The 18,276-nt window shown below is 45.9% G+C and carries 19 protein-coding genes; 12 read left to right on the top strand and 7 right to left on the bottom strand.

The window, feature by feature from the left end; genetic code table 11:
• Window positions 1-184: 184 nt before the first annotated feature.
• From MHM89_RS01630 to MHM89_RS01620, 3 genes are all read right to left on the bottom strand, one after another.
• Window positions 185-1,429 (bottom strand): hypothetical protein, encoded by a 1,245-nt coding sequence (locus tag MHM89_RS01630; RefSeq protein WP_045978351.1) that lies wholly within the window; start codon window positions 1,427-1,429, stop codon window positions 185-187.
• A gap of 78 nt (window positions 1,430-1,507) precedes the next feature.
• The gene (locus MHM89_RS01625; RefSeq protein WP_045978352.1) at window positions 1,508-2,488 is read right to left on the bottom strand and encodes a hypothetical protein; all 981 of its coding nucleotides are present in this window, start codon (window positions 2,486-2,488) and stop codon (window positions 1,508-1,510) included.
• A 535-nt stretch (window positions 2,489-3,023) separates the two neighbouring features.
• Window positions 3,024-3,584, bottom strand: coding sequence for a type 1 glutamine amidotransferase domain-containing protein (locus MHM89_RS01620; RefSeq protein ID WP_022946524.1), 561 nt, complete (start codon window positions 3,582-3,584; stop codon window positions 3,024-3,026).
• Window positions 3,585-4,023: 439 nt separating this feature from the next.
• On the opposite strand from MHM89_RS01620, the gene MHM89_RS01615 reads away from it, so the two are divergent.
• The 4 genes from MHM89_RS01615 (at window position 4,024) to MHM89_RS01600 (ending at window position 7,044) form a co-directional block, all read left to right on the top strand.
• Entirely contained in the window at window positions 4,024-4,239 is a 216-nt protein-coding gene (locus MHM89_RS01615; RefSeq protein ID WP_022946522.1) for a hypothetical protein, read from the top strand.
• 45 nt (window positions 4,240-4,284) lie between these two features.
• Entirely contained in the window at window positions 4,285-5,637 is a 1,353-nt protein-coding gene (gene astB / locus MHM89_RS01610) for an N-succinylarginine dihydrolase (protein ID WP_239407914.1), read from the top strand.
• Between the two features lie 100 nt (window positions 5,638-5,737).
• Window positions 5,738-6,412, top strand: a complete 675-nt coding sequence (locus tag MHM89_RS01605) for a lytic transglycosylase domain-containing protein (protein WP_239384059.1) — start codon at window positions 5,738-5,740, stop codon at window positions 6,410-6,412.
• Window positions 6,413-6,504: 92 nt separating this feature from the next.
• Complete coding sequence (locus tag MHM89_RS01600) at window positions 6,505-7,044, top strand: DUF2937 family protein (protein WP_022946519.1); 540 nt, start codon at window positions 6,505-6,507, stop codon at window positions 7,042-7,044.
• Here the strand turns inward: MHM89_RS01600 and MHM89_RS01595 are convergent.
• Window positions 7,016-7,897 (bottom strand): LysR family transcriptional regulator, encoded by an 882-nt coding sequence (locus tag MHM89_RS01595; protein ID WP_239384060.1) that lies wholly within the window; start codon window positions 7,895-7,897, stop codon window positions 7,016-7,018. The two genes, MHM89_RS01600 and MHM89_RS01595, sit on opposite strands and share 29 nt — an antisense overlap.
• A gap of 142 nt (window positions 7,898-8,039) precedes the next feature.
• On the opposite strand from MHM89_RS01595, the gene MHM89_RS01590 reads away from it, so the two are divergent.
• Window positions 8,040-8,732: a haloacid dehalogenase type II gene (locus MHM89_RS01590; protein WP_239408093.1), complete on the top strand. Its 693-nt coding sequence runs from the start codon at window positions 8,040-8,042 to the stop codon at window positions 8,730-8,732.
• 3 nt (window positions 8,733-8,735) lie between these two features.
• On the opposite strand, the gene MHM89_RS01585 is transcribed toward MHM89_RS01590, so the two are convergent.
• Window positions 8,736-9,305 (bottom strand): DUF922 domain-containing protein, encoded by a 570-nt coding sequence (locus MHM89_RS01585; protein ID WP_239384061.1) that lies wholly within the window; start codon window positions 9,303-9,305, stop codon window positions 8,736-8,738.
• Window positions 9,306-9,528: 223 nt separating this feature from the next.
• On the opposite strand from MHM89_RS01585, the gene MHM89_RS01580 reads away from it, so the two are divergent.
• Window positions 9,529-10,272 carry an EAL domain-containing protein gene (locus MHM89_RS01580; RefSeq protein ID WP_239384062.1) on the top strand — a complete coding sequence of 248 codons (744 nt, stop codon included), beginning with the start codon at window positions 9,529-9,531 and terminating at the stop codon, window positions 10,270-10,272.
• A 17-nt stretch (window positions 10,273-10,289) separates the two neighbouring features.
• Here the strand turns inward: MHM89_RS01580 and MHM89_RS01575 are convergent, their stop codons facing one another.
• Window positions 10,290-11,603, bottom strand: coding sequence for a PAS domain-containing methyl-accepting chemotaxis protein (locus MHM89_RS01575; protein WP_239384063.1), 1,314 nt, complete (start codon window positions 11,601-11,603; stop codon window positions 10,290-10,292).
• Window positions 11,604-11,834: 231 nt separating this feature from the next.
• Between MHM89_RS01575 and MHM89_RS01570 the strand changes: the two genes are divergently transcribed.
• From MHM89_RS01570 to sbcB, 4 genes are all read left to right on the top strand, one after another.
• Window positions 11,835-13,058 (top strand): HD domain-containing phosphohydrolase, encoded by a 1,224-nt coding sequence (locus tag MHM89_RS01570; RefSeq protein WP_239384064.1) that lies wholly within the window; start codon window positions 11,835-11,837, stop codon window positions 13,056-13,058.
• Between the two features lie 132 nt (window positions 13,059-13,190).
• Window positions 13,191-13,472, top strand: a complete 282-nt coding sequence (locus MHM89_RS01565; RefSeq protein ID WP_022946512.1) for a PepSY domain-containing protein — start codon at window positions 13,191-13,193, stop codon at window positions 13,470-13,472.
• The gene (locus MHM89_RS01560; protein ID WP_239407913.1) at window positions 13,472-13,999 is read left to right on the top strand and encodes a cytochrome b/b6 domain-containing protein; all 528 of its coding nucleotides are present in this window, start codon (window positions 13,472-13,474) and stop codon (window positions 13,997-13,999) included. The genes MHM89_RS01565 and MHM89_RS01560 overlap by 1 nt, the downstream gene beginning before the upstream one ends.
• 354 nt (window positions 14,000-14,353) lie before the next feature.
• A complete protein-coding gene (sbcB, locus tag MHM89_RS01555; RefSeq protein ID WP_239407912.1) occupies window positions 14,354-15,805 on the top strand; it encodes an exodeoxyribonuclease I in 1,452 nt (483 codons plus the stop codon).
• Window positions 15,806-15,822: 17 nt separating this feature from the next.
• On the opposite strand, the gene MHM89_RS01550 is transcribed toward sbcB, so the two are convergent.
• Window positions 15,823-16,707: an NAD(P)-dependent oxidoreductase gene (locus MHM89_RS01550; protein ID WP_239407911.1), complete on the bottom strand. Its 885-nt coding sequence runs from the start codon at window positions 16,705-16,707 to the stop codon at window positions 15,823-15,825.
• Between the two features lie 97 nt (window positions 16,708-16,804).
• Here MHM89_RS01550 and MHM89_RS01545 point away from each other — a divergent pair, with 97 nt between their 5' ends.
• Together MHM89_RS01545 and MHM89_RS01540 are read left to right on the top strand one after the other, a co-directional pair.
• Entirely contained in the window at window positions 16,805-17,317 is a 513-nt protein-coding gene (locus tag MHM89_RS01545; RefSeq protein ID WP_022945131.1) for a glutathione peroxidase, read from the top strand.
• On the top strand, window positions 17,283-18,263 hold the full coding sequence (locus MHM89_RS01540; protein WP_239407910.1) for a 2-hydroxyacid dehydrogenase: 981 nt from the start codon (window positions 17,283-17,285) through the stop codon (window positions 18,261-18,263). The genes MHM89_RS01545 and MHM89_RS01540 overlap by 35 nt, the downstream gene beginning before the upstream one ends.
• Window positions 18,264-18,276: the final 13 nt, after the last annotated feature.

Raw genomic sequence — 18,276 nt, 5'->3', positions numbered from 1 at the left:
GTCCTCAGCATAAATGGCGGCGTGGCTTCTAGGAAATCCGAGACGCTTTAGAATTTCGGCTCTTCAGCTACATCTTGTAATTTTTCACCTGACATATTCTCTATTACTCTCTAATACGGCTAACGCCCAGCGAAGGGTCAATTCTGGAACGCAGTGGAAAATTTTTTCACACTTGCGCTAATTGTTAGCTTTCTTTACCTTCAGCCAGCTTGATAACCTTAACTAACTCTTTGATTTGCTCAACCACTTGAACATCCTGATCCTTTATCTTGATTTTACTAAAGGCACTCTCACTAGCTATATTCCAGTTCTCGAATATCTCAACCAACTCGCTCCTGTCCACTGCATTGCCATAAATTTCAAAATATAGTTTTCCGAAATTTATGGCATGAGCCCTATCAGATCTTTTTATAGCCTCGTGCATATAAGCATTGCTCACGGTAAAAGCGTGCCTTGCCCACAGACCAAGAACACTCAACACAACAAGTCCTTTAAAAGATATGAAAATTAGTAAAGGCCAACCGATATCTTCAGCTTTTTGATCAAGGAAACCCGTACCCAGACTGGATATAACTACCGTGACAACTACTGCGGCAATGAGAACAAGCGTCCCATGTATACTCCAGTTTCTCGCTTTTTCTCTATATTTAGTTTCAAGATCCTCTAGAACCCTGACCGCAGCACTCACGTACTCTGGAACTTTGATTTCTATACGTTGCTGAACTTGTTTTTGATGCTCTTCGTTAAGCTCTGCAACTTTTTGAGCTAATTTTTCTTCCTGCTTTTTTAGCTCTTTTTCTCTTTCCGAGGTTTCACTGAGCAACGAGTTTAGCCTATCTTTTGCTATAGCAATCTCTTCATCTAAATGTTTCTTTTTAAGATTTGCTACTTGCTCGGCCTCTGCTAGCGCTTCTTCCTTGGCTCTAATAGCAGAAGAAAGATCATCAGCTATACGCTTTCTTTCTTCCACTAAAGACACTTCTGCCTGTTTTGCGCTTTCTCTTAGTTCTCTACTTCTGTTTTTCTCTCTTCTTACATAGTCTTCCCACTGCTTACGCCGCTCCAAAGGAAGAGATTTGATAATGGCTTCTCTTCGCTTTTGATCAGAAGCCACATCAATTAGCTTTTCGACCAAGGTATTTGAACTGGCAGCTGAAATTCTTTTCAATGAATTTAACGATGATGCCTGCACGTACCACCGCAATGACTTTTCTGATGCAATATCCAATGCTCGCTTTAAGACATCTACTTTAATTTCGCTGGAAATCTTTCTTAATGTGGATTCTTTCGAGTTTTCAAATATTTTATTGATTAGCTCTGGAGTAGCGATCCTAAGAAAGTTTTCTACTTTTCCAGACTCTTGTACAGATAGGAAATTATCTACTTCTAGTTTTGAAAGCTCTTCCAGTTCAATCTCAAAATCTTTCATAAAACCCTCTGAAGCTAACGCCTTACTAACCGGAAGATTAGGAGCGTAGCGAGTAATTTTTCCGAGTGCAGCAACTTGTTATAAGCCATAGCACTCAGAGCTAGAATTAAATACATTTTTGTTACACTGATACACTACATGTTTATTGTATTGCTCAAGTGCGTTCAAATCATTGACTATATTGTGTACATCAATTGATTTAGGACATGCCTTGAACTTTTCTAAGAGCTCCTTAGGAGCAGTTGCTGGAGCAAGTAGATCTAAGTTTCCAAAGACATACCTTATAAAGCCATGAGAATACAGATTGAAATCCCATGCCATATGTTCATTTTCGGGGAGAGGGATACTATAACCTCTATCAGAAAGGAGACAGGTTTTATCATCGTAGGTATATATGAGTACCATGATGAATGAATCTGGACTTTCATATAGCCCTTTTACAACTTGCTCTAGAAAATTTGGTTGGCCTTTCTCCAGTGGAGTTAATAAAAGAAATATTACAGACAGCCAGTCCGCATACTCTTCTTCGGTTACTTCCAACTGCTTACAAAGGTATGCCTGTTGTGGCTTTCTTCCGTTCAATACACGCTCAAAGTTTTTATAATGAACGGGATCAGTTGGGTGAACGTTTCTAAGCTTAGGAAAGGTATTTAGTACTTTTTTAATTGAGTATGGATTTCTAACAAAATTAAGAAATTTGGAAAGGAAAATATTTAATATTTCAGACTTTATATCTGCTCCAGCGGTAGGCAGTTTTGAAATTAGACTGTCTGTATTTGTTTTGATACTAGCTTCATATTGATGAAATAAGCTTTCAAAGTTATATCGTGCAGCCTCTTTTTCTAGAACATCAAAACTAAATATATCGTTTAGGCTTAGAGTGTTTGATATTTTGAAGCCTTTCTCTGAGTCTAGATTTATTGCATAAGATTCTCGATCATCCAGGCTGAATGAGTAAATCTTTTGATTTTCTTCTTTAGCTAATGGGTTAATTGCATTAAGCCTTTGTTCTACTTGAGGAACAAAATGTTGGTTTTTAGTTACATCCTTCAAGTCCATGCCTTAGTCTCTATTGGCTCATAAGAGTTTATTAGCGTTCATTTCGGGTTAAGCCGAATAACTTTTGTATTTTTACCACACTAATGTTCATTCATTGTTAATAAATTATTAAGCTATCAGCGCAGGGGGCTAATGTCGATACCGGGGTATGTTGTGGAAAACGCGCAATAAGATAACCGAGCTGAACTTGGCCTGTTATGCAAATAGATAAATGTCTTAATTTCAGATAGTTGGAGTTATTATTTACTTTTTTTGGCTGGTATTACATTCCATAACACGCCCCGTTGGATAGGTTTTCGGGCGCTTCACCTATGAGCATGTCCAATGTGGTGACGCATAAAAAACCCATATGCCTATTGAAGAGAAATATTAACTCTCAACAATAACGCTTAAACATCTGAGTCTGCTGCTTTTCATATAAAAAATACGCTGCGTTTACTAGTGGGTTTAATAAAGTACAGTTTCATTTATTGCATCCACAAAAAAGCCAGCAGTGAGGCTGCTGGCTTTTATATTGAGAAGTAAATGGGGATAATTATTCGCTGTGGCGACCTTCCCATACCTCTTCAACTAGTTTTTTGTTAAAGGCTTGCAAATCGCCAGGCTTGCGGCTGGTAACCAGGCCATTATCCACCACAACTTGCTCGTCTACCCAATTGGCTCCGGCATTTTCTAAATCGGTGCGTATGCTTGGGTACGAGGTGACTTTGCGCCCTTTTAACTTATCAATTTCCGCTAGCATCCATGGGCCATGGCATATAGCTGCAACGGGTTTGATGTAATCTTCTTGGAAGAAACCATCCACAAAGCGTTTTGCTTCGGTGTCTTGGCGCAGTGCATCGGGGTTAAATAAACCGCCGGGCAGCACCAAGGCGTTGTATTCAACCGCGCTGACTTCTTGCGCTAGCTTATCTACTTTTATTTCTTCGCCCCAGTGGTCGTCCTCCCAACCTCGAATAGTGCCAGGCTTAATAGAGATAATGTCTACCTCGGCACCGGCATCGAGTAACGCTTTACGAGGAGATACCAGTTCGCTTTGTTCGAACCCATCAGTGGCTAGGATGGCTACTTTCTTACCTGCTAAAGGTGTACTCATATTAATCTCCTTTAAATTAAACACATTTAAGTATGAGCAGCCATCGTGCCAAATTAATAACCTACTGAAATAAATAACCTTTATAGTTTCTGGCTGTGTTTTTAATGACAGCTTGCCTGCAAAGCTTTCAGGCTTTAATGAAACACTTACATGACTAAACGATGGGTGCTTAATACTTGCACACACTGTGCAAAAGCATGGTGCAACCTCAGTTAAAAATGACCCAAAACAGTGCTTAACGCCCCTTTTAAATACTTCCATCAAGCTATAGGCCTATGTATTTATTACTCTTTGCATTAGTGGCACAGATTATTCATTAACTACAGCGTCACCCACATTAGGAGCGCCGTTATGCAACAGCTACGTGAAACCCTTTACCTACTTTGGCATTTCGATATTAGTATTTGGCAAATTCATGACTATGCGCAGGGTAAAGACGATGAATAGCCTCGCGTCTGTGATGCCCCGCTTGTTGAATAAGCAAATTAGCGTCTCGCAAGCGGCCGCTCATACTAAGCTCTCTAAACGGGAAATATACAAGGCGCTGCGAATGCACGACCAAAGCTCATCGCGAGGCACTTTGCTCAAGCGGCGCCAGCAGCTATTAAAACAACTCAATGACGTTGACATTGCACTTGCACAACATCACCGCTAGGTTTAAAGCTGCCCTTTACTGTTACAGGCATTTTTAAGGAGTACTATGCACAGCTATGAAGTAAACTTTGACGGCTTAGTGGGCCCCACCCATAACTACGCCGGATTGTCTTTTGGTAATGTTGCCTCTAAGCGTTTTGCAGCGCAGCCATCCAACCCTAAACAAGCGGCCTTGCAGGGGCTTGAGAAAATGCGCACGATGCGCCAGCTGGGTTTACACCAAGGTGTACTGGCCCCTCACGCACGCCCTCATATGGCATTGTTAAAGCAGCTGGGGTTTACTGGCTCGGATGCACAAATACTCGAAAAAGCGTACAAATATAACCCGACTTTATTAAGTGCGTGCTTTTCTTCATCAGCAATGTGGAGTGCGAATGCTGCCACCGTATCCCCCTCAAGCGACAGTGCCGATAACCGCGTTCATTTTACGGCGGCCAATTTAAGCAATAAGCTGCATCGCTCCATTGAAGCCCCAACCACAGGCCGGGTATTACAAGCAACGTTCGCTAATTCAAACTATTTTGCCCATCACGCCCCCTTACCTGGGCACGACCATTTCGCCGATGAAGGCGCTGCAAATCATACCCGCTTATGCCCAAAGCACGGCGATAAAGGCTTGCATTTATTTGTGTATTGGCGCGAGGCCTTTAACGAAGGCGGTGTGAAACCACAAAAATTCCCTGCTCGCCATACCCTTGAGGCCAGCGCTGCGATTGCCCGCTTGCACCAGCTCGATGATAGTCAACAGCTGTATATTCAGCAGAATCCTGAGGTGATCGACCAAGGCGTGTTTCACAATGATGTCATTGCCGTTGGTAATGAGCAGCTGCTTTTTTGCCACGAGCAAGCCTTTTATAAGCAACACCAAGCACTGGATACAATAAGCTCTGCTTACAGTGCACTGTATAACGACGCCCATCGCCTTAGTATTGTTGAAGTGCCCACCGAGGCGGTAAGTGTTGCCGATGCCGTGAGCAGTTATTTGTTTAATAGCCAGCTTATTACCCTGCCTAGCAATGCCACAGCGCTGATTGCGCCGCAGGAGTGTGCTGAGAACCCAGCGGTTAAGGCGTATTTAGATGATTTACTCACTCAGCCAGATACCTTGGATGAAGTTCATTACGTGGATATCAAACAAAGTATGCAAAATGGCGGTGGCCCAGCTTGTTTGCGCTTACGAGTGGTGTTAACTGAGCAAGAATTGGCTGCCACAAACCCAGCCTGTTTGTTCTCTGATAAGTTACATCACACCCTAAGTGATTGGGTGAAGCGTCATTATCGTGACCAGCTATGTCAGGACGATCTGCGCGATCCACTGCTGATCCAAGAATCTTACGCCGCCTTAGACGAATTAACTAAGCTTATGAATTTAGGCAGTATTTATGATTTTCAGCGGTGATCGCTTAGCGCCTTAAAGCGATCGTGCAATGGCTATTTTATCAGCCAAAAGGCTGACCCTGTGCTAGGCTTAAAGAACGTTTATCACAGGGTTTGGCACTATGTTGTTAACGCGCATCATCTTCGCCTCCAGTATTTGGATGGCCTGCTCCATATCCGCCTTTGGCGCCAACGATCCGGTGATCTACCACTATTACAACAGCGAGGGCATTGCGGTATTCACCGATCAAAAACCAAAAGTCAGTGGCTTTCGTGTTGTTGAAGTAAAATGCCAACGCTGCGAGCAATCGCGTTATCAAAGCTGGTATTCAACCCCTTTGCACCCCTACAAGTTTCGTCAAACCTTGTACGAAGAAGCGCTCAAAAATGACTTAGATGTGGCATTGTTACAAGCCATAGTGCATGCCGAGTCGGGCTTTAACCCTAATGCGCAATCAAATAAGGGCGCCAAAGGGCTAATGCAACTCATGCCTTTACTAGTCAAAGCCTACAACATCGATAACCCCTTCGACCCCGATAGCAATATTGCCGCCGGCAGCGCCTATTTTGCTAAGCTATTAAAGCGCTTTAAAGGAAATACGAAACTGGCCGCAGCGGCCTATAACGCCGGCCCTGGCAACGTTGCCCATTACAGTGGCGTGCCTCCTTTTCAGCAAACCCGCGACTTCGTTAAACGTGTCGATATTCTCCATAATCGTTACCGCCAACATCAACAGCTATTAACTTTAACAGTACCGCGCCAATACCCGAATGGATTGCTCAGTGCAGCGCGCTAGCTACGCTAAGACATACCAATTGTGTGAGTGAAGTGATAACTTAATCATCATAACTGGAGTCAGTGCGGCAATGTGCCCGTAGATGGATGTGTATGCTTAAAGATATTATTCGTTGGTGTCGTCATTATGTGCGTTTATGCGTGTTTTTTATTGCCGCGTTGCTGGGTTTGCAAGTACCGGGCTTTGTTGACGATTATGGCCATGCACTGCGTGCAAGCAACGACGAGGTAACTCAGGCCATTGCCCCGTTTAAAGACGACGCCAAGCAATTCTTTGATGGCTCCTTAGAAAAACTATTGGCCCACTATCAACAAAGTGACGACCGCATTTATGCCAAAGGCGGTGACAATTTAGCCCTACTCTTGGAGCGCCAAGAGCAACTAGAGAACGCAGTATCGGATTATCAAAGTAACCCTTATTGGCATTTGCTGACTGCGCCGGTGATTGATGTTGGCCAGTCGGTATGGCAATCCTACCGCCCGCAAATCCAACTGAATATGGCCTCTTTAGGCAGTGCCTTGGTGGTGGCGTTAATGATTACTTGGTGTGTTGAGGGGCTGTTTGTTTTATTAACCAGTGCCCTGCTCGCTGTGTTATCGCTGTTTATAAATGTGCGAAGCACGTCTTCATAAACTCATAAAACACTTCAACTCTGCGCGTGGCTAAAGAGTGTTGCGCGCGCAAAAACCACACCGGCGCTTGTGGGTTGACAAGCGCTTGAGGCAAGACTTCGACTAATTCACCGCCGTCCAATGCCTGCTTAATGGCTATTTTTGATTTTATGGCAATACCATGGCCTGCCAGTGCCGCCGAGGTCATGTTATCTGAATTCGAAATGGTAAAACGAGTACGGGCATTATAAGTGCGCACCTGTTTGCCCACCTGCAGCTTAAATTGCCGTTGCCAAGGTAAGCACACAAAATAGTGCTGCTGTAGTTGTGCAACACTCTGTGGCATCCCATAGCGGGCAATATAACTAGGCGCGGCGCAAAGTAAACGGTGGTTATCCACCAGTTTACGCGCAAGCAAACCCGAGTCGGGCAATTGTCCAACGCGAATAGCCACATCCTGGCGCGTTTCAACGATATTGACAAAGTGGTCGGTAATATTGAAATCCAAGGTTAATTGCGGGTATTGCTGTTCAAACTCACCCAGTCTCGGCATAACAAACTGAGAAAAGACCCAAGGCGGCATGGTTACTTTGAGTACGCCCGCCACCGTGGAGCTACGCGCGCCTATTTCAAATTCTGCGTCGTACAGCGCCTCTAAAATGCCCTCAATTCGCTGATAAAAAATCTCACCTTGCGGTGATAGCTTTAATGAGCGCGCATCACGAAAAATAAGCACACTGCCTAAGTGGCGCTCTATTTTAGCCAGCCGATGGCTGACCGTGGCAGGCGACAGCCGCAGCTGTTTAGCGGCGTTCACAATGCCCTGATGCTTAATGATGGCAATAAAGGTTTCCAAGTCGGCGGTGCTATACATGATTTAATTATTTCGAATTTAAGTTTCGTTATTTAGCACTATATGTAAAAAAATTAAATCAATAAACTGATGAAAACACACTATGGAGACCACCATGCGTACGTATTTCGTCATTCTCACTCTGATTTTTGGAGTTTTAACTATGCCCGTAAGCTATGCCCAACAACGACCTAAAGTTATCTTTTTTGATGTTAACGAGACCCTGCTTGATCTTGAAGCAATGCGCACTTCAGTTGCTGGGGCACTGGATGGCCAGCAACAATTGTTACCGCTGTGGTTTTCAACCATGCTACACCATTCACTGGTAACAACGGTCAGCGGCGACTATCAGGATTTTGGTGATATTGGCGTTGCCGCATTGCAGATGGTGGCAAAAAATCAGGGGATTGAACTTTCAAAGCAGCAAGCAAAACAAGCGATCGTGCCTGCTTTATTAAGCTTGCCCGCGCATGCTGATGTAAAACCGGGGTTACAGCGCTTAAAAGATAACGGCTTTACCTTAGTGAGCTTAACCAATTCATCAAATTATGGCGTGAAAACCCAGTTTGAACATGCAGGACTGACAACGTATTTCTCGCAGCGCCTGAGCATTGAAGACCTAAAAATATACAAACCTGATCTTCGCGCTTATCAATGGGCACTGAAAGAGCTAAACGTTTCGCCCGAGCAGGCGCTGATGGTTGCAGCCCATGGCTGGGATGTGGCCGGAGCTAAGGCGGCGGGTATGCAAACCGCCTTTATTGCGCGCCCAGGCAAACAGCTTTACCCTTTAGCCTCAGCGCCTGATTATGTAGTTAACAGTGTTGACGAGCTCGCAACCCTGTTAACCCCTTAACGGCTAATTGGGTGTGGCTTGGAGATGATCCACCAGCCACGCCTTTTCAGTGCGGCCATGATTGGTTTGCTCGTCGTATGCTTGCAGTTGCTGCGCTAGTTCTTGTTTCAGAGCATTGCCGATAAGCGCTGCCTGTTGTTCAATCACGCGGCAACTGCCCAACTCGGGAATGGCCTCTAGTTGCTCGTCTATGCGCTGTGCCATCGCCTTTATCATACGACCATGTTCATGCTCATGCTCGGCCAAATACGAAAACCACTGTGACCACGCTTTTTTCACACTCTCAGTACTATCTGTTAGTTGTGGCAGCGTGTATTCCAGCTCTAACGTAGTGGTTACCTTATTGATATCACATTGGCGTGACTTACTATCAAACCAAAACTGCCAGCGGATGTCGTAGTAGGTGTAACCATGCACAACCTTGTTATCACGTTTTACCGGCGAAGCACTATCGAGTGCGTGTAAAAGACCATCGGGCGCTTCGGCGCTGACGGCATAGTTTTGTGTGGTTTCATCAATGACAAGTTGAGCATGGAGCGAGAATGAAAAAAGTAAAAAGATGAGATAGCGCACAAGAGTTCCTTTTTGGCGTTGGCTTGTTAACGCCGCTATTTTATCAAGTACGTGGGTTTGTACCACTAAAAGATAACAATTGTGTGAAATATCATAAATTTGCTGCCAACTGTGGAGATTATGCTCAGGTCTCTCCAAAAATCATCGACTTAGCTTGTACAGCCCACAAATACCAGCTAGTGTTAATACTAGTGTTTGAAGTTAATAATAAGAGAATTCATTGATGGCATCTCAGTGTCGCCGCTGCATTAACACGCCCCCTCTCCCTTTTGACTTTACCATGGCGTTCCAACCCATTGTTGATTGCCAACAAGGCGAGGTATTTGGGTATGAAGCGCTTGTGCGTGGCGTTAACAATGAACCCGCCGGTGCGGTAATAAGCCAGCTCACCGATGAAAATAAATATATGTTTGATCAGCATTGTCGTATTAAAGCTATTGCCTTGGCTGCCAAGCTGCAAATATCCTCGATGCTGAGCATTAACTTTTTACCGAATGCCATCTATGAACCTGAACGATGTATCAAAACAACTCTTGAAGCCGCTGAGCGTTACCAGTTTCCTATTGAGCGAATTATGTTCGAGTTTACCGAAGCTGAAAAGGTAGGTGATGCGCACCATATCAAACGCATCGTTGAGTATTATCGTAAATTGGGCTTTATGACTGCCACGGACGACTTTGGCGCCGGTTATTCAGGACTTAACCTATTAGCTGACTTTCAAACCGACATTGTTAAATTAGACATGTTGATGATCCGCAATATCGACCAGGATAAAACCCGACAGATCATCATAAAAAACTGTGTGAATTTGCTGCGTGAGCTGGGTATTCAGGTGCTTGCCGAGGGCATTGAAACAGAGGGCGAATATCATTGGTTGCGAGCAGCCGGCATTCATCTAATGCAGGGTTATTTGTTAGCGAAGCCCCAGTTTGAAGGGCTCCCAGAGGTACATATACCGAGTCACTGAACGCTTGAGCGGCTGCCTTAAGACAGCCGGTTAGCGAATTGTGATACCGCATCCACGACTTTTTGAGACGCTTCGCGTATTTCCTCAATCACCGCACTGGCATCATTGACTTTCTCAGCCACCTCGGTGGCTGTGTCTTTATTTTCACCTATGGTTTGCACCGCTTCCAAGGTCAGTTGCGCGTTATCATTGACCACTCCAATGATTTCCTCGGTCGACTTTGAGGTTCGCGAGGCCAACTCTCTAACCTCATCGGCAACTACCGCAAAACCGCGCCCAAGCTCACCTGCCCGCGCAGCTTCAATGGCGGCGTTAAGTGCCAATAAGTTGGTTTGCTCGGCGATGCCGCTGATGGCTTGAACAATTTTATTTATTTGCGCCGATTGCGCTTCAAGGGCATTGATCTTCTCAGACGCACTGTCCATTTTTGCTGCTAATTGGCTCATAACCGCTGCGGTTTCTTCCATAATGGCGGCCCCACTGCTGGCACTACTTTGAGTGTTAATTGAAGTGTCGTAAGCGATTTGAGCAGCATGATTTACCTGGCTTTCGCGCTCTACTTGCGCAGTGATGTCGGTGGCAAACTTAACTATTTCATAGAGCTGACCATGGCTATCGAAAATGGGGTTATAAGAGGCTTCGAGATAAATTTCTCGTCCCTGCTTGTCGATACGCTTAAAACGGTCGGCAATGTAATCTCCACGATTGAGCTTTTGCCAAAACTCACGATACTCATGGCTATTTGCCAGTGCGGGCTCACAAAACATGCTGTGGTGCTTGCCTTTGACTTCCTCAAGGCGATAACCCACAGTGTTTAGAAATAAGTCGTTAGCGTCGATTATATTTCCTTGAGGGTTAAAGCGGATCACGGCCATAGAACGCTCAATAGCGTTGATGACATTTTCATTGTGCCTTGAGGTATTAATGGTGCGGGTTAGGTTCGATGCGAACAGATCAAAGTGCGTACAGTGCCCACTGGCATCCACAATCGGCTGCAATACCACACGTAACCATAAGTGCTGGTCATTGTTTTGCATTTCCAAAGCACCAGCCCAGTGTTTGCGCTGAGTTAGCGCATTTTTAAGTGCCTTATAGTGCTCTGTGTTGCGCGCCAAATTTGGCACGAAGTCGAGCAACGCCTTGGCCTGCCACGCGTGGCTGCTAATCTGGGTCTCAGTTTCAAAAAGTGTGTTGGCAGAGATAATCACTCCCTGCAAATCCAAGGTTAGATGGATCATCTCTTCACTTAAACTAGAGAATATTTGCTTGTAAATGAGCACTTCATCTTGCAAGCTTTTCAGCTCAGCGAGGTGACTTTTTCGCAGAAACATGGTGGTACCATCAAAGTAAATAATAATAGAGCTAGCGTTTAAGAACGTTTTGCATGGTGTGGTGGATCATAAAGCAGCTTATCGCAGCATTATTTGACATAGCGCATAACATTCTCCTTAAGTTGAATGCTCACCCTTTGATTTATTATTGTATTATTATGCAGATATAGCGAACAGTAAAATGCGACGAGTATAAAAAATGGGTTCATCGCACATTTTTAAGAGCAGTACATGAGAGGGCTAAGTCGAAATCAAATAGTTGGCCTTTATGCTGTTATTAGCACTCTTTGGATAGTTTCCAGCGATTGGTTATTGGCATTAGTATGGGGAGATTTCGAAGACTCGTTGGCGCTTTCTATTGGCAAAGGAGTGAGTTTTGTCCTGCTAATGTCTATCGCCTTGCACTTTTTACTGAAGAAGCTCAATAACGCTCAAACCTTGGTCTCTGCCGCCAAGAGCGATGAGCAGCTGCTCCTATACAAATTACCCAACTACTTTAAACACATGCCTATTGTCACCTACGCCATTGAGGTGACTGCTCAGCGCAGCCAAACCGTGTGGGTGAGTGACAATGTCACCAAAGTGCTGGGATACCAAGCTGAGCAAGCAATGGCCATGGGTTGGTGGTCGAAAAGTCTACACCCAGACGATAAACTCCGTGCTCAAGAAGAAAGTCATCGTATTATCGGCGCCGGTGGCGGACATCACTATTACCGCATCAAACACAAAGATGGCCACTATATTCATATTCATGACGAAATGCACTTAGTGAGCGGCTCTCACCCGCAGCGCTATATTGGTATTTTGTGCGATATTAGCGCCGAGGAAGGCGCGCTTAATCAGGTAAGACACTATTCTAGCCGGTTGGAAAATACCGTACTTGGCACGGTTGAAGCTATCTCGAGCATGGTTGAACTGCGCGACCCCTACACGGCTGGCCACGAGTCCAGAGTGGGTGATTTAGCGGTGCAAATTGCTAAGCAAATGCAGCTCAACGCCGACACTCAATACGGTTTACGCATTGCAGGCTTAGTGCATGATATTGGCAAAATCAGCATCCCCTCTGAATATTTGACCAAACCCACGCGCTTAAGCCACAGCGAGTTTGCCATTATTAAAACGCACGCTGAGCATGGCTATCAAATTTTAAAGAGTATTCCTTTTCCTTGGCCCATCGCCCAAGTGGCTTATCAGCACCATGAACGCATGGATGGCAGCGGCTACCCGCAAGGCTTGAAAGGCGAGGATATTTTGCTTGAAGCGCGCATTATTGCCGTTGCCGATGTGATTGAATCAATGGCCACATCTCGACCCTACCGCCATGCGCTGGGACTGGACGCTGCCCTTGCGGAAATAGAAACTAACGCCGGTAAATTATATGACCCCCAGGTTGTTAAAGCAGCGTTAAGCTTATTTCGTGAGCAAGGCTACCAGCTTTCGCAGCCCACCAACTAAGCTTAGCAACGCTGATAGTGTTTTTGGTTTGTAGGCGGCATCAGATACTTTGCACATTTATTGATCAAGCGCATTGATCATCTGCCCCAGGTTTGTTTTAGTGATACATCAGCAAAAAAGGAGAAATGGGTTATGTATATTAAACGAACTCTATCGCTTGCAGCAGCGATGTTAATACTATCTGGCTGCGGTGTTGCTAATGATGTCACCGTTTGTACTGATGCGCCGCAAAGCCAATGGCTGGATCAAAGCGACTTTAAAACAACACTGCAAGCCAAGGGCTATAGCATCAATGAGTTTAAAGTGACCGATGGCAGCTGCTATGAGATTTATGGCACCGATAAAGATAACAACAAGGTTGAAATTTACTTTAACCCAGTAGACGGCTCGGTAGTTAAACAAGAAGCGCACTAGTGAGCAGTACAATCAAAATATGGGACCCGGTGGTACGTATCGTCCATTGGTCCCTCGTTGGCATCTTTATTACTAATTACTTCATTATTGAAGCCGGTGGCTCGTGGCATCAGTGGCTGGGTTACAGCGCTGCTGCTTTAGTGCTACTGCGGCTGATTTGGGGCTTATTTCCCTCGGGCTACGCCCGTATCCGCGCAGCCGCTATCAACCGCGCTGCGATAAGCGCGCACATCACTCACCTCAAAGAGCGCCATATCCCTACCGAATCCGGCCATAACCCTATTGGCTGGCTGATGGTGTTTGCAACTTGGCTGCTATTTATTGCACTTGCCGTTACTGGATTTATGCTTGAGGAAATCGATGCCCTGTTCGGTAACTCGCTACTGCAAGACATCCATGCCTTGGCGGCTAATACCCTGTATGCCATCGCCATTATCCATATTATTGCGGTTATCGTGGTTAGCTGGTGGGGGCGCATCCCGCTAATACCGCCCATGATTACCGGGCAACGCAAAAAGCGTGACTAGCCTTTGGCGAATAGGTTGAAAGCCTAAATTTAAGCTTTTGTAGGTAGTGCCTTTAGGTGCAGCTAATACCATTGCCTTTATGGTCCTAAGCAGCCATTGCGCGAGTTAAACTGGCAAGCTAGGCAGTTACCTTTATTCTTAAATCAGCTCAATGTGTTAGTATGCTTAGTGCATATTCTTTGCCGAGCAATTTGCATCATCGTATGCCGCTAAGCAGCGTTAAAAATAGACACCTTTTTCGCGATAAAGTATACACATATTTATATACACAGCGCGACGATTACGAAGACACATAATAACAACAGGCAAAGTAGTAAGGCAGCAAAACACTGATTTATATGGAAAAGCAATAATATGGCAGAACTCAGAAACGACAATGACCAGAGTACAATCTACTGGCACGATTATGAAACTTGGGGGGCAAACCCGCAAAAAGATCGTCCCAGTCAGTTTGCTGGTATTCGCACCGATTTAGATCTGAATATCATCGGTGAGCCGCTTATTGAGTATTGCCGTCCGGCGCCGGATTATTTGCCTCACCCCGAAGCCTGTTTAGTCACGGGTATCACGCCGCAGCATGCGCTGCGTCATGGCCTTAATGAAGCAGAGTTTATCGCTAAAATTCATGACGAATTCGCCCGCCCGAATACCTGTGTGGCTGGTTACAACAGTATTCGTTTTGATGATGAGGTTAGCCGCTACACCTTATACCGTAATTTTTATGACCCTTACGCTCGTGAATGGCAAAATGGCAATAGCCGTTGGGATATCATTGATTTAGTACGTGCCTGTTATGCCCTGCGCCCGCAAGGTATTAACTGGCCGCAAAAGGAAGATGGCAGCGTCAGCTTCCGCCTTGAAGACCTTACCAAAGCCAATGGCATTGAGCACGCCGATGCCCACGATGCCCTGAGCGATGTAAAAGCCACAATTGCGCTGGCAAAACTGATTAAAGACACGCAGCCCAAGCTGTATCACTTCTTTTTCTCGTTACGCCATAAAAAAGCGCTACTTGATTTGGTGGATGTTTATAACATGACACCGCTAGTGCATACCTCATCGCGTATTCCTGCAAGCCAAGGCTGCACGACTTGGATTGCGCCAATGAGCTTTCATCCCAGTAATAAAAACGCGGTGGTGTGCTTTAACTTAACGCAAGACCCGCAACCGCTGTTGGATTTGAGTGTCGAGCAATTACGGGAGTACCTCTATACCCGTCATGATGAACTGCCTCCTGGACAAGCGCCGATTGGCTTAAAACTGGTGCATGTAAATAAATGCCCTATTCTTGCCCCCGCGAAAACCTTGTTGCCAGAGAACGCCGAACGTTTGGGTATCGATCGCGAACAATGTTTAGCCCACTTAAAGGTACTAAAGGCCCACCCCGAATTACGCGATAAGGTCGCCGAAGTGTTTAACGACACGCGCCATTTTGCTGATACTGGCAACCCCGACTATCAACTTTATAGTGGTTTTATCAGCAACAGTGATAAGGCCAAGTTTGATATTATTCGCGCCACTGAACCCATGCAGCTCGCCGGTTTAGACATAGACTTTGAAGATGATAAATTCACCACCTTGCTGTTTCGTTATCGCGCCCGTAATTGGCCGGAAACGCTGACCCCCAGCGAGCTTGATTCATGGCGAAAGTACTGCCAAAACAAGCTGATGAATGGCGAGGACAGCCCTTCTATTGGCGCGCAAGACTTCATGCTCAGCTTAGAGAACCTAGTGCACGAGAATGAAGGCAATGAGCGCAATATGGCGGTGCTCAAAGCCTTATACCACTACGCCCAAAGCCTTTAGCTTGTGGGCGTACACCGCTACTTACTGGGGTTTAGCTTTTCCAGCCGCGCCAGTAAGCTGGAAGTATCAAAACGGCCACCGCCCATAGCTTGTACGTCACTGTAGTATTGATCCACCAATGCCGTAAGACCTAGGCTAGCACCGTTATTGCGCGCCTCATCAAGAGCAATACCTAGGTCTTTGCGCATCCAATCGACGGCAAAACCAAACTCATACTCTCCTTGCCACATGGTTTGATGGCGATTTTCCATTTGCCAAGACCCAGCTGCCCCCTTGGCGATAGTCTCTACCACCTTGTCGCCATCGAGCCCGGCTTTTTTCGCAAAATGTAAACCTTCAGCCAACCCCTGTACCACACCGGCAATACAAATTTGATTCACCATTTTACAGAGCTGGCCGCTGCCGATATCACCTTGTAATTGGCTAAAGCGACTGTAGGATGCCATCACGGGCTGCACCTTGGCATAAGCCGCATCGCTCCCGCCACACATCACGGTTAATACACCATTTTCGGCGCCCGCCTGGCCACCAGAGACCGGCGCATCAATAAAGGCAATACCTTGGGCTTTCGCAGCGTCACCCAACTCCCTGGCAAGCTCGGCGGAGGTGGTGGTGTGATCAACCAGCAAGGCACCCTCGTGCATACCCGCCAGCGCCCCGTGCTCACCATAAATCACGCTGCGCACATCATCGTCATTGCCAACACATACAAACACAAAGTCTGCGCCTTGGGCCGCTTGTTCTGGCGTTGCAGCACTGCGCCCGCCATATTGCTCTACCCACTGCTGCGACTTTGACGCTGTACGGTTGTATACGCACACATCAAACCCTGCTTGTTGCAGGTGCCCGGCCATGGGGTAGCCCATGACGCCTAAACCGATAAAGGTACACATTTTTGACATAATTTTGACCTATTTGCCTGATAGCCTCGAGAAAACGCAAAAAAGTATAACAAAGGCATCGTACAAAAACGCCTTGTTTTGAGTTATGGAGCTCACAATGGATAGTATTTACCATTTCAATGCCACCCTCATCGATGGCACGCCCTATTCATTTAAACAGTTACAAGGACGCGTTGCACTCATTGTAAACACCGCCAGTACCTGTAACTTTAGTAATCAATATAGTGCGTTGGAGCGTGTTTTTAGCGACTACCAACAGCGGGGCTTAGTGGTATTGGGATTTCCTTGCAATCAATTTGGCCGCCATGAGCAAGGCTCAAATGAGGATATAAAAGCCTTTTGCACCAGCACATTTAATGTTAGCTTTCCATTGTTTAGTAAGGTAATGGTCAACGGTCCTGACGCCCACCCGCTGTTTAATTATTTAAAAGAACACACCCGGGGCATTGCACAAAACCGGGCAATAAAATGGAATTTCACTAAATTTCTAATAAACTCTCAGGGCCAACTGGTGAACCGCTACGCACCTCGGACCAAACCCGATACCCTTCGTGCGGTAATAGAGAGTCAACTTGATGAAATTAGCCCTATTCAGCTCGCAAAGGTATGAGCAACACGCATTCAGCGAACATTGTCCAGATAACGTTGAGATTCATTTCTTCGATGCTCAGCTTAATGAGTTCACTGCCTCGCTGGCGCAAGGGTGCGACAGCGTGTGCGTATTTGTAAATGACGTGGTCAATAAGCAGGTGCTCGATAAGCTCAACGAGCTAGGTATTAAGCTAGTTTTACTGCGCTGTGCAGGTTTTAACAACGTTGATTTAGACCACGCCGCACGCTTAGGTATTGAGGTTGCGCGGGTGCCCGCCTACAGCCCAGAGGCTGTGGCAGAACATTGTCTCGCCCTGATCTTGACCCTATCGCGTAAAACCCACAAAGCCTATAACCGTGTGCGTGAGGATAACTTCGACCTCAACGGCCTGCTGGGTTTTAACTTACACGGCAAAACCGTGGGGCTTATCGGGTGCGGTAAAATAGGGCTTGCGTTGTGCCGTATACTGAACGGTTTTGGCGCCAAGGTACTGGTGGTCGACCCAGCAAAGCCTGAAGGCGACTTTACCCTGGTTGATAAAGCCACATTATTAGCGCAAAGCGATATTATCAGCTTGCATTGCCCGTTAACCGAGCAAACCCACCATATTATAAACAGCGACGCACTGAGCCACATGAAACGCGGCGCTATGTTGATTAACACCGGGCGCGGCGCCCTGCTCGATACCAAAGCCTGTATCAATGCGCTAAAAAGCGGTCAGCTTGGGTATTTGGGGTTAGACGTGTACGAGCAAGAGTCGGAGTTGTTTTTTAAAGACCGCTCAGAGGAGATTCTTCAAGATGATGTCTTCGCCCGCCTGCTCACCTTCCAAAATGTGTTGATCACCGGGCATCAGGGATTTTTCACCGAAGAAGCGTTGCAGCAAATCGTGCAAACCACCTTTGATAATTTACTGCAATACGCCAAAGGTGAAGCACTAACCAATCGTGTTTGCGCCCCTTAAAACACTAAGTGGC

The sequence above is a fragment of the Pseudoalteromonas sp. CNC9-20 genome, from assembly GCF_022347875.1.
GTDB lineage: Bacteria > Pseudomonadota > Gammaproteobacteria > Enterobacterales > Alteromonadaceae > Pseudoalteromonas > Pseudoalteromonas ruthenica.
This window is presented reverse-complemented; position numbering and strand designations above follow the sequence as displayed.

What these genes read in the sequence shown, in the direction of transcription:
- MHM89_RS01550 (WP_239407911.1), bottom strand. Translation starts at nt 16,707, where the DNA reads ATGTCAAAAATGTGTACCTTTATCGGTTTAGGCGTCATGGGCTACCCC.
- MHM89_RS01590 (WP_239408093.1), top strand. Translation starts at nt 8,040, where the DNA reads ATGCCCGTAAGCTATGCCCAACAACGACCTAAAGTTATCTTTTTTGAT.
- MHM89_RS01605 (WP_239384059.1), top strand. Translation starts at nt 5,738, where the DNA reads ATGTTGTTAACGCGCATCATCTTCGCCTCCAGTATTTGGATGGCCTGC.
- MHM89_RS01580 (WP_239384062.1), top strand. Translation starts at nt 9,529, where the DNA reads ATGGCATCTCAGTGTCGCCGCTGCATTAACACGCCCCCTCTCCCTTTT.
- MHM89_RS01575 (WP_239384063.1), bottom strand. Translation starts at nt 11,603, where the DNA reads ATGTTTCTGCGAAAAAGTCACCTCGCTGAGCTGAAAAGCTTGCAAGAT.
- MHM89_RS01570 (WP_239384064.1), top strand. Translation starts at nt 11,835, where the DNA reads ATGAGAGGGCTAAGTCGAAATCAAATAGTTGGCCTTTATGCTGTTATT.
- MHM89_RS01595 (WP_239384060.1), bottom strand. Translation starts at nt 7,897, where the DNA reads ATGTATAGCACCGCCGACTTGGAAACCTTTATTGCCATCATTAAGCAT.
- MHM89_RS01625 (WP_045978352.1), bottom strand. Translation starts at nt 2,488, where the DNA reads ATGGACTTGAAGGATGTAACTAAAAACCAACATTTTGTTCCTCAAGTA.
- astB (WP_239407914.1), top strand. Translation starts at nt 4,285, where the DNA reads ATGCACAGCTATGAAGTAAACTTTGACGGCTTAGTGGGCCCCACCCAT.
- MHM89_RS01565 (WP_022946512.1), top strand. Translation starts at nt 13,191, where the DNA reads ATGTATATTAAACGAACTCTATCGCTTGCAGCAGCGATGTTAATACTA.
- MHM89_RS01615 (WP_022946522.1), top strand. Translation starts at nt 4,024, where the DNA reads ATGAATAGCCTCGCGTCTGTGATGCCCCGCTTGTTGAATAAGCAAATT.
- MHM89_RS01620 (WP_022946524.1), bottom strand. Translation starts at nt 3,584, where the DNA reads ATGAGTACACCTTTAGCAGGTAAGAAAGTAGCCATCCTAGCCACTGAT.
- MHM89_RS01540 (WP_239407910.1), top strand. Translation starts at nt 17,283, where the DNA reads ATGAAATTAGCCCTATTCAGCTCGCAAAGGTATGAGCAACACGCATTC.
- MHM89_RS01545 (WP_022945131.1), top strand. Translation starts at nt 16,805, where the DNA reads ATGGATAGTATTTACCATTTCAATGCCACCCTCATCGATGGCACGCCC.
- MHM89_RS01600 (WP_022946519.1), top strand. Translation starts at nt 6,505, where the DNA reads ATGCTTAAAGATATTATTCGTTGGTGTCGTCATTATGTGCGTTTATGC.
- MHM89_RS01630 (WP_045978351.1), bottom strand. Translation starts at nt 1,429, where the DNA reads ATGAAAGATTTTGAGATTGAACTGGAAGAGCTTTCAAAACTAGAAGTA.
- sbcB (WP_239407912.1), top strand. Translation starts at nt 14,354, where the DNA reads ATGGCAGAACTCAGAAACGACAATGACCAGAGTACAATCTACTGGCAC.